The 3686-nt window shown below is 69.3% G+C and carries 5 protein-coding genes; 2 read left to right on the top strand and 3 right to left on the bottom strand.

The genetic code is table 11. The features are described from left to right. Together VNE60_13365 and VNE60_13370 are read right to left on the bottom strand one after the other, a co-directional pair. A partial coding sequence (locus VNE60_13365) for a hypothetical protein (GenBank protein HVB32509.1) occupies positions 1 to 204 on the bottom strand: 204 nt, incomplete at its 3' end. 183 nt (positions 205 to 387) lie between these two features. Next, positions 388 to 1677, bottom strand: a complete 1290-nt coding sequence (locus VNE60_13370) for a L,D-transpeptidase family protein (GenBank protein HVB32510.1) — start codon at positions 1675 to 1677, stop codon at positions 388 to 390. A 176-nt stretch (positions 1678 to 1853) separates the two neighbouring features. On the opposite strand from VNE60_13370, the gene VNE60_13375 reads away from it, so the two are divergent. Together VNE60_13375 and VNE60_13380 are read left to right on the top strand one after the other, a co-directional pair. After that, positions 1854 to 2483, top strand: a complete 630-nt coding sequence (locus tag VNE60_13375; protein HVB32511.1) for a carbonic anhydrase — start codon at positions 1854 to 1856, stop codon at positions 2481 to 2483. Between the two features lie 14 nt (positions 2484 to 2497). After that, positions 2498 to 2875, top strand: a complete 378-nt coding sequence (locus VNE60_13380) for a cupin domain-containing protein (protein HVB32512.1) — start codon at positions 2498 to 2500, stop codon at positions 2873 to 2875. A 41-nt stretch (positions 2876 to 2916) separates the two neighbouring features. Here VNE60_13380 and VNE60_13385 read toward each other — a convergent pair. Continuing rightward, on the bottom strand, positions 2917 to 3686 hold a 770-nt coding region (locus VNE60_13385; GenBank protein HVB32513.1), incomplete at its 5' end, for a sulfite exporter TauE/SafE family protein.

A 3686-nucleotide genomic window follows, 5' to 3' on the forward strand; every position in this document is an offset into this window, starting at 1 on the left:
CCACAGCCGGCGCTCGCGACTGGGCAGCGTGTAGTCGATCACCGTGAGCAGCGCGTGCTTGACCGTCCCCGCGACCACCGCCTGGCGATAGCCCAGCAGCGCCGCCCGGAGCACGGAGAGCCGGAGCCCCGATCGCTGCGCCGCCCGCTCCACGGTCGCCTCGCTGGTGGAGTCCAGGCCGGGCACCACGATCGGCGCGCGCAACGGCTCTCCGGCCCGAACGCGGGAGAGCGGCACGCACAGCAACAGGGCAAAGAGTGCCGCCCTCAGGCGGATCGACGCATGAGCCAGGTGAAACCTCGGCAGGGTTGTCGGGAGACTTCTGCAGCCTAGTTCATGACCGCGCGAGACACAACGCGCCCGCCGATGAACATCTGAACTCGCGGCTCATCTGTTTATGGTGTCACGATCGCGCCCGTAGATGTCGGGCACGAACCACACCACGCCGCCGGCAGTCGCCATTGCCGTGTTGTACTCCACGATCACGCGCATGGGGTGCGGAATCATCACGCGCCGGAACACCGGCATCTCCATGGCCGCGTCCACGCTGTCGGCGTTCCACCCCGTGCCGTTGCGCATCACCCAGATGGCCAGGTCGCGCGCGTGCTCCACGCGAATGCATCCATGGCTGAAGTCGCGCCGAGCCCTCTCGAAGAGTTCGCTGGATGGCGTGTCGTGCAGGTAGATGTTGCTGTCGTTGGGGATCACGAACTTCACGCGTCCGAGCGGATTCGCCGGTCCGCGCCGCTGTCGCACGCGCAGTGCCCCCACGCGAAGCGCCTCGATCACGCTCGGCGTCACGGTGTCGCCCACCACCACGTCGCCCACGCCCACCATCTCCATGTCCTGGCGGCGCAGGTACGACGGATCGCCGCGCAGCTTGGGGATGATCTCCCTGACCAGGATGCTCCTTGGCACGTTCCACGCCGGCCAGAAGTCCAGGTACCGCAACTGCTCCACCAGGACCGGCGTGGACGTGCGATCGGCTCGACCCACGATCACTTTCATCGCGAGCGCCGCCGCCGTGTCTTCCCCCGTGCCGTCGAACGCAAACAGCTGGAATGCGGGCACGTTCACCACGATGAACGGGCCGCTGTCCATCGGCGGCTCGCGGCGAATCTGCTCCAGGGAACGCTCGATCTCGCGCACGCGGACGGCCAGCGGAGTCTGCAGTTGGGCCAGCGTCTCGTGTCCGATGATGCCGTCGTCTTCGAGACCGTGGCGCCGCTGGAAGCGCCGCACCGCGTTCACCACGGGGCCGGCATACACGCTCCCCGTATCCGACACGCCGGCGGTGTCGAGATCCCCCAGCGCCAGCAAGCGCACGCGCAGTTCGGCGATGGCCGCGAGCGTATCCCCCCGTCGCACCGGAAGCGTGGCCGGCGTGGGGAATGCCGGAATCGTGGAGTCGGCCGCGAGCCCGCGGTATCGTGACAGCGCGTGCACGAGCAGCCGGTAGTCCGGCCGCCGGATGACGATCGTGTCCACCAGCCACGCGAGCGAATCGCGGGCTACCGCCAGCGCCGGGGCATCGCGGGGCGCCGGGATCGCCGACGCGCGCTCCGCGGCGGCCCGATCCCTTTCCGGCTCCGGTTCGCGCAGGCCGGCGGGATGGCAGGTCGTCGAAGCCAGCAGGATCACGAGCGCAACACTGCGCCGCATCGATGACGACCGCATGTGCATGAAGTATCCGCGCGCCCGAGGTCCGGGGCTGTCGGGCGTCGGTGGACGCAGTGTAGGCACACCGGGAAGCAGGGCGGCCGCGGGCGGCGTTGCGATCTCACTTGATCCGGCGCCCGCGCACCGGCACCTTATGTGCGACCGACTCCCCGCACTCCTACGGTGATGAACCCATGATCTCCGCACGCGAAGCGCTCGAACGGCTGCAAGACGGGAACGCCCGGTTCGCCACGAGCGTGAACGGATCCGACGAGCAGCTCACGCACCCGCGCCGCGCCGAACTGGTGACGACGCAGGAGCCCTTCGCCATCATCCTCGGCTGCTCCGATTCCCGCGTGCCGGCGGAGATCGTGTTCGATCAGGGGCTGGGCGACCTGTTCGTCATTCGCGTGGCCGGCAACATCGTGGCGCCGTCGCAGGTGGGCAGCGTGGAGTTCGCCGCAGCTCGGTTCGGCACCCCGCTGGTGGTGGTCCTGGGGCATTCCCAGTGCGGAGCCATCCTGGCCACGCTCGAGGAGCTCCGCCGGCCGACGGCGAATCAGTCCCCCAACCTGCGGGCGATCGTGGACCGCGTGCGCCCCTCGGTGGAGGGATTGCTGGCCGCCGGCGTCACCACCGACCAGGACGCGCTGGTGCACGCCGCCGTGCGCAGCAACATCCGCGTCTCCACCAACCACCTGCGGCACGGATCGGCGCTGCTCGAGCAACTCATCCAGCAGGACGGGCTGCTCGTGGTCGGCGCCGAATACTCGCTGGACACCGGCATCGTGGATTTCTTCGACGTGCCACCATTCCACCCCTGACGCAATCTCCACGCATGGCTGACATCCACACTCCATTCGTCGCGCCCGCCGCCTCGCTCCCGGCCAATCCGGTCAAGGCCGGCACCGCCACGGCAATGCAGGTGCTCGTGGGCCCCGAGCGCGGGGCGCCCAACTTCGCCATGCGCCGTTTCATCATGGGGCCCGGCGGCGGCATGCCGTTCCACACCAACGACGTGGAACACGAGCAGTACGTGCTGCGTGGAAGGGCCCGGGTCCGCATCGGCGACACGGTGCACGAGGTGGGGCCCGACCACACGCTGTACATCCCGGCCGGTGCGCCGCACAGCTACGAGGTGGTCGAGGCGCCGTTCGAGTTTCTGTGCGTGGTGCCCAACGGCCCCGACCAGATCCGCCTCGTGGACGCGTGTTGAAGCGGCCGTCGCGCCTCGCGGCGCCTACGCCGTCGTAGGGCCTACCGCCGCAGCGACTGCGCCAGCAGCATCGCGCCCGTGGCGATGAGCCCCACGTAGACATAGGCGATGAAGCGCGGGCCGTGCAGCCGCCGGTTGATGCCTCGCCCCGCGACGATGGCGAGCAGCACGCCCGGCAACGATATCAGGTAGTAGCGGCTCACCGTGGGCGTCCACAACCCGGCCAGCCAGTAACCGCCCATGACGGCCATGCTCGCCGGGAGGAAGTATCCCTGCAGCGTGGCGCGGAACTGTCGGGGGGACCATCCGCGGAGCGCGCCATAGATGGCGAGCGGCGGTCCATTCATGCCATACGCGCCGCCGAGCACTCCGGCGCTGAAGCCGAACAGCCACGCCAGGCGGTCGTGTTGCAGCGCGTGCTCTCGCCGGCGCAGTAGCGAGTACGCCGAGAAGGCGATGATCACGCATGCGAGAATCGCCTTCACGATCGGTCCGGGCACTCGCGTGAGCAGGAGCAGGCCCAGTGGAATGCCCGGCAGGGTCGAGAGCACCAGCCATCCCGCGGCGGGCGCGTGGACCTCGGACCAATCCTGCGCCAGCACGACGCCGGCCACGGTGATCGAGACGAGCGCGACGACGGGGGCCGCCACGTGGACCGGCATGATGAGGGCGAGGAGTGGCACGGCCACCAGGGCTTCGCCGAACCCGAGCGCCGAGCGAATGAGCGTCGCCACGAGGAGCACCGCCCCGACCTGCAGGGTCATTCCGTCCACCATCAAGTGTCTCCCCCGATGCGAAGAAAGGCCCCGGC

This window comes from Gemmatimonadaceae bacterium (assembly GCA_035533755.1).
GTDB lineage: Bacteria > Gemmatimonadota > Gemmatimonadetes > Gemmatimonadales > Gemmatimonadaceae > JAGWRI01.